Below are 6,232 nucleotides of genomic sequence, written 5' to 3'. Positions count from 1 at the left end.
GGCTACGACACGCGCCGGCCGGTCGACCATCCGACTCCGTTTGAGCCAACAGAATGCTGCAATCTAACCCGGAAAGGCTCTAGGCGAGGGGTTGTCCGCGGACAACTTGCCGAGTAAAGGACCCGGCGGAGGGAGTTTCCCCGACCTTCAGCGGGCCGACCTGCCCACCACAAAATGATTGAAGTGGCACAGGAGATCGCGCGGCTGGTGCGCCAAGAGCCGGACGCGCGAATGGAGATTGCCTCAATGATCGACGACGATCCGCCTTGGACCTGGCTTGCCCAATCCTTCGCCCGAGCAAGAGCATGGCCTTGCTTATCTCCAACTGACTGACGGCCGAGTTGGCCGAGATGTCGAACAAGGCGATCGCCGAGCCGACCGATCGGACGCCGATGACCAACGACGGCGACAGCATCCAACCATCCGCCCCAGCACATGCGGATGCTGCCGTCAGCTTTCAGCCATCCGCTGCACCATTCGAGACTTCGTCCTCTGGCCTGCAAAGCTCAGGAAGGAGGACCAACAGGCATAGCTTGGACGGCCGAACCGATCGATGCACCGCGAACTGACAGGCTGCTGGAGTCGCCGCCCTCACCTGCCGCCCTCTCTCCAGCCTTTGCCTGAGACGCGCCGCAGGAGCCTCGAAGCACGGAGCCGCACGCTTACCGATCTGGCCGGACCGAAGCATCGCCGTTAGCCAATGCCGAGCGACAGGCGGTCTCTATTGCCACCTCATCAAGGAGGCGCAAGAGCGGCGAGGATGACCCCGCCGCGGCGTCCCACCGACCTTGCCGCGGATCCCTTTCGGTGAGCGAAGCCGCAGCGTCGGCAGCCTCGCAGCCTCTTCGAACGGGCGGCGCTCTGCTCCTCTTAGACGGGAGCAGGTTCTCGGCATTGCGAAACTGCCGGCAGACCCGGCGGGACTCTTGGAGCCGAATACGCCGCGCCTGTTCGGCAAGACGCATGAAAGCGCGGCTCTACGATACTAGGTAGAGCCATCGAGGCGGCCCTAATACCGCAAATCAGTACGGCGATATCAGGGATATTTTCCCGGCGCGAACCCAGTTGCTGCGGAGATCAGTTCATGCGCAAACGATCTGGCGACTACCACGTTGATGATCCGGTTGTCCGCGGACAACGGCATGAGCAGGCAACGTTCGGCCTTGCAGCTAGGGTTTGCGGATTCGCCTGGGAAAGGGCGCAGGGTCGGTTGCCCATCCGGCATAAAGCCGGCTTCTGTGTAGTAGTCAGCCGACAGTACGGCTGCCTCGCTATCATCCGGTGCTACATAAGACCGAGCGGAGGGATCTCGCGGAAGGGGAGGGGACGCCCTTCGATCTTGGAGGATCGCCAGTTCACGGCCGAATTCTTCCGGCGCATCCGCCCGTTGCGAAAGGGCGGTCGCTGACATCGATCGGCGGGCCGTCAGCGCACCTGACGCAGCGACGAATACCGCCGATCTGCTTGCAGCAGCGAGCCGCGCATGGGGAACGGCAGCGTCGGGTCCGCTTTGTCCTGAGATTGCCGGCCGCAGTACCATGAACGCACCATCATGTCAGACAGGCCGCGCCCGTCATCAATGCACGCTATTTGATGACGTGCAGCCCTCGCTGTCAGCCAGTGTAGAAGACCTGCGTTCATCCCGGCCGATATGTCGGCAGATGTTCCTGCGCCTTGTGAACGGGATGCCGAGCAGCGCTTGCGGTGGCGGCCGGGGGGGCCTATGGCAAAATAACGCCGGGCTACGTACTGGCCGACGTTCGGAGCGGCGCGCGTCGTATGCCCACCTCCTCGCCGCGCGGCTGGCTACGCGTGGCCATTTGATCGATCGCGGCGCGTTCTGCCGATTGCCGCCCCGCTATCAAGCAACCACCGAGGCCATCGAGATCGCGTCCGCGGGCATGGCAGTGGCTCGGCCTCAACGACGCTTGGCATAAGGCGCGCTGAGCGAAAGCAATCGGCTCACAGGGGCGAACCCGCTATTTGCCCGTTGATAACGCAAACGGTTATTGCAGGCCATTGTCACCGGCGCTATTGTTTTGGCGGGCTTGCTGCACAGCGCGTCGGCTGCAGGTGCGGGTCGCTGGCAGGCGCCGGTATCGAATGGCGGCAGGTGGAATTCAGGTCCAAGTCGCGCTTTCGATATGAGCCGCACACCAATCTACTGCTTCGGGGCTGCCAAGCCGCCCCATCGGTAGATCTGTTAAAAGGCCTCCCACCACAGCGGTAACGAAACTAAAGTCCGGATTTGCTTCCGTAGCAGGATGTGGATACAGCGATATCAATGACTTATGAGCGCAGCGGCGGCGCGGCTCCATCGTCCCAATCCTGCCTCCTGACCCGATTAGGGAAACGGGCCATCTCGGTCCTGCATCAAATGTCCGCAGGAAAGCAACGGCTTGCATCCTTTAGCGGCACCCTGCGTTATCTCCGCACGAGACCGGAGACCAGCTCATGCCTGATGTGCTTCACCTCAAGAGATTCTCCATTGCGGCGACAATGATGGCCACAGCGATTGGCGCACTTGTGTTGATGCAGGCGACTGAGCGCAGGTCGGTCGCTCGCTCTGGGGATACCGGCCGCGCACCTGACGATCATGGTCGCAGCGCCAGCGTGCCCGAGGCTATCCCTTTCAGCGGCCTTCGCGACGTGTTCTGGCGCGTCTTCCACGAGGTCCTCGCCGACCGGGTCACTTTGATTGCCGCGGGTGTGACGTTTTATCTGCTGCTGGCACTCTTCCCAGCCATGGCGGCTTTGGTGTCACTTTACGGGCTGGTTGCAGATCCGGCCACCATATCCGAACATCTTCGCGAATTGGCCGGCCTCATGCCATCAGGAGCGTTCGATCTTCTTGCCAATCAGATCAAGGAGCTCGTCGATCGGCGCGACGCGACGCTCGGCATCACCTTCTTCGTCGGCCTCGGCATCGCCCTCTGGAGCACGCATAGCGGCACTCTGGCGATCTTCGACGCGATGAACGTCGCCTATGAGGAGGAAGAGAAGCGGGGGCTTGTCCGGTTGAACCTGATCGGCCTCTGCTTCACCTTGTGCGCGATGCTTTTGACGGTTGTCATGGTGGCACTCGTCGGGGTCATGCCGGTTGTTCTCTCCTATCTCTGGCTCGATCAATTCAAGGAGCACATGGCCCTTCTCCTGCGATGGCCGCTGCTTCTGCTGGTCGTCGCAGTGGCCGTTACATCGGTCTACCGCTTCGGCCCCAGCCGCGAGCCTGCCAAGCTGCGGTGGATGACGTGGGGCGCGGTTCTGACCACGATCGCCTGGGCCGCCATGTCCCTCGGATTTTCTTTCTATCTGGACCATTTCGCCAATTACAACGCGACATACGGAACGCTCGGCGCGCTGATCGGCTTTCTCATCTGGATCTGGCTTTCCGTCGTCATTCTGATCGTCGGAGGAGAACTCAACGCCGAACTGGAGCATCAGACCGCGAAGGACACGACGACGGGAACGCCGCTGCCGATGGGGTCGCGCGGGGCCTATGTCGCCGACACTCTGGGCAAGACCATCAGCTGACCGCGATGATTGCTTCTCTCATATGGTTTTGATGTATTCTGCCATTTCTGCAGTCCCGACACAGGAGACTATGATGACCGCCCCGCATCCTTCCAAAACTCATATCGGCAATCATGCGCTGCATCCCGAAACACAGATGCTAAATTACGGCTACGATCCCGAACTCTCGGAAGGGGCGGTCAAGCCTCCGGTGTTCCTGACCTCCACCTTCGTTTTCAAGACGGCCGAGGATGGCCGCGACTTCTTCGATTATGTGTCGGGCCGCCTCGAGCCGCCTGAAGGGAAGGGGGCCGGCCTCGTCTATTCGCGCTTCAACCATCCAAACAGCGAGATCGTCGAGGACAGGCTCGCCGTCTACGAACGGACGGAAAGCGGCGTGCTGTTTTCATCCGGCATGTCGGCGATCGCCACCACCTTGCTTGCCTTCGTCCGGCCGGGCGATGCGATACTGCATTCGCAGCCGCTCTACGGGGGAACGGAAACGTTGCTGGCGAAGACCTTCCTGAACCTCGGCGCCGCCGCCGTCGGCTTTGCTGACGGCGTCAGCGAAGCATCGGTGCAGAAGGCGGCTGACGAGGCGATGGCCAAGGGCCGCGTTTCCGTCATCCTGATCGAGACGCCGGCCAACCCGACCAACAGTCTGGTCGATATCGCAATGATCCGACGCGTGGCCGACGCGATCGGTGCAAGGCACGGTCATATGCCGATCATCGTCTGCGACAACACCCTGCTCGGACCGGTCTTCCAGCGGCCGATCGAGCACGGCGCCGATATCTCGCTCTATTCGCTGACGAAATATGTCGGTGGACATTCGGATCTGATCGCCGGCGCCGTTCTTGGTCGCAAGGCGGTGACCAAGCAGATCAAGGCCCTGCGCGGCGCGATCGGCACCCAACTCGATCCACATTCCTGCTGGATGCTCGGTCGTTCGCTGGAAACGCTGCAGCTGCGCATGGAGCGGGCAAACAGCAATGCGCAGGCCGTCGCCGACTATCTGCGCGATCACCCGAAGGTCGAGAAGGTCCACTACCTGCCCTACCATGATCCGAAATCGCCGGCCGGCCGGACCTTCATAGCCCAATGCACGGGCGCTGGCTCCACCTTCTCGTTCGACATCCGCGGCGGTCAGCCAGCCTCGTTCAAATTCCTGAACGCGCTCCAGATCTTCAAGCTTGCGGTCAGCCTCGGCGGCACGGAATCGCTTGCGAGCCATCCGGCCGCCATGACGCATTCCGGCGTGCCCGCCGATGTCCGCCAGCGCATCGGCGTTCTGGAATCGACGATCCGTCTTTCGATCGGCATCGAGCATCCGGACGATCTGATCGCCGACCTGGAACTGGCGCTGCAGGCTGCGTGACCCGGGGAAACGATGCCCGGCGGCGCCGGGCATCAAGCAGCACTTTACTTGTCGTCGATCGTCAGTTCCGTCTCGTCCGTGTCCAGCACAAAGACCGCAAGCAGGCGCGCCGGCTTGGTGTCGCTGGCGTTTGCGCTGACGCTGTGGTGATCGCCGGGAAATTCGGCGAAGCTTTCTCCGGCTTTATACGTCTTCACCGGGCCGTCGTTCACCGCGCTGCGGATCGCCCCTTCGAGAACGGTGGCGTAGATGAAGGCCGAATTCGGATGGGTGTGGCCGGGCGACATGCCGCCGGGCTCATATTCCACCATCACAGCCTTCATGCTCTTGCCGGGAACATTGGGAAGCTTCTGGTCGAAAACGACGCTTACCTTCGCTTTCCCACCTCCGGCGTGAGCCTGAGTGCCGGCAGCAAGGACAACGCCGAAGGCCGCTGCTGAAATCATTTTCCTGAGCATGTGTAGTCTCCTTTGATAGAATGGGTCCACAGGTGCAGCCTCGCTGTCAGGCGCTCTTTTTCTGCGGCGGCTGCCGGCTGAGCCAGTCGTCGAAGCGGATCCGGCCGAGCCGCGCCTTGGGGCCGGTCACGAGGGAATTGTCCTCGAGTTCGACGCCGAAATAGCGGGCATGCGGATCGGCGACCACCTGACGCGGATCGTTCGTCGCCTTGAAGAGACGCGTTACGATTTCAGTGAGGCGGATTTTTTCCGGCCCGCCGATTTCGATCGTGCCGTTGACAGGCGGGGCGAGCGCCACCTCGGCCATGACGTCGGCGACGTCGTCCGAGGCGATCGGCTGCAGATAGGCCGGCGACAGATGCGCCGTCTGGCCGACCGTGTTCGACTGAGCGATGCCGGCCATGAATTCATGAAACTGGGTGGAATGCACGATGGTATAGGGTATGCCGGAACTCTTGATCAGCTCTTCCTGGGCCATCTTGGCGCGCATGTAGCCACTGCCCTGCAGTCGCTCCATGCCAACGATCGACAGGGCGATGTGATGCTTCACGCCGGCGGCAGCCCCTGCCTTGAGCAGATTGCGGCCCGACGTCTGGAAGAATTCCAGGACGGCCTTGTCCTCGAACGAGGGCGAGTTTGCGAGATCGAGAACCACCTGTGCCCCGGCGAGCGCTTCGGCCAGACCCTTGCCGGTGATCGTATCGACGCCCGAATTCGGCGAAGCCGCCAACACCTCGTGCCCCTTGTTGCGCAATCTTTCCACGGTCTTCGAGCCGATGAGGCCGGTGCCGCCGATAACGACGATTTTCATGGGTAGTCTCCTTGTCCTTTACGAGGAGTTTCCTCTGTTGACTTGCCTTTGACTTGAAAGCGAGCAGGCAAC

Annotated in this window: 4 protein-coding genes; 2 read left to right on the top strand and 2 right to left on the bottom strand. The window is 61.7% G+C overall.

Translation table 11 applies throughout. The features are described 5' to 3' along the window. Positions 1-2,454: 2,454 nt before the first annotated feature. Positions 2,455-3,534, top strand: coding sequence for a YihY/virulence factor BrkB family protein (locus HX899_RS17320; RefSeq protein WP_180196510.1), 1,080 nt, complete (start codon positions 2,455-2,457; stop codon positions 3,532-3,534). A gap of 73 nt (positions 3,535-3,607) precedes the next feature. Further along, positions 3,608-4,891: a cystathionine gamma-synthase family protein gene (locus HX899_RS17315; protein ID WP_181292925.1), complete on the top strand. Its 1,284-nt coding sequence runs from the start codon at positions 3,608-3,610 to the stop codon at positions 4,889-4,891. Positions 4,892-4,935: 44 nt separating this feature from the next. Here the strand turns inward: HX899_RS17315 and HX899_RS17310 are convergent, their stop codons facing one another. Further along, entirely contained in the window at positions 4,936-5,349 is a 414-nt protein-coding gene (locus HX899_RS17310) for a cupin domain-containing protein (RefSeq protein ID WP_180196511.1), read from the bottom strand. 46 nt (positions 5,350-5,395) lie between these two features. Next, positions 5,396-6,160 carry an SDR family oxidoreductase gene (locus HX899_RS17305; protein ID WP_180196512.1) on the bottom strand — a complete coding sequence of 255 codons (765 nt, stop codon included), beginning with the start codon at positions 6,158-6,160 and terminating at the stop codon, positions 5,396-5,398. Positions 6,161-6,232: the final 72 nt, after the last annotated feature.

It is taken from the genome of Rhizobium sp. WYCCWR 11146, from assembly GCF_013591995.1.
GTDB classification, from domain to species: domain Bacteria; phylum Pseudomonadota; class Alphaproteobacteria; order Rhizobiales; family Rhizobiaceae; genus Rhizobium; species Rhizobium indicum.
This window is presented reverse-complemented; position numbering and strand designations above follow the sequence as displayed.

Bases quoted from the DNA above. Each gene is read 5' to 3' on its own strand.
- HX899_RS17320 (WP_180196510.1), top strand. From the start codon at position 2,455: ATGCCTGATGTGCTTCACCTCAAGAGATTCTCCATTGCGGCGACAATG.
- HX899_RS17315 (WP_181292925.1), top strand. From the start codon at position 3,608: ATGACCGCCCCGCATCCTTCCAAAACTCATATCGGCAATCATGCGCTG.
- HX899_RS17310 (WP_180196511.1), bottom strand. From the start codon at position 5,349: ATGCTCAGGAAAATGATTTCAGCAGCGGCCTTCGGCGTTGTCCTTGCT.
- HX899_RS17305 (WP_180196512.1), bottom strand. From the start codon at position 6,160: ATGAAAATCGTCGTTATCGGCGGCACCGGCCTCATCGGCTCGAAGACC.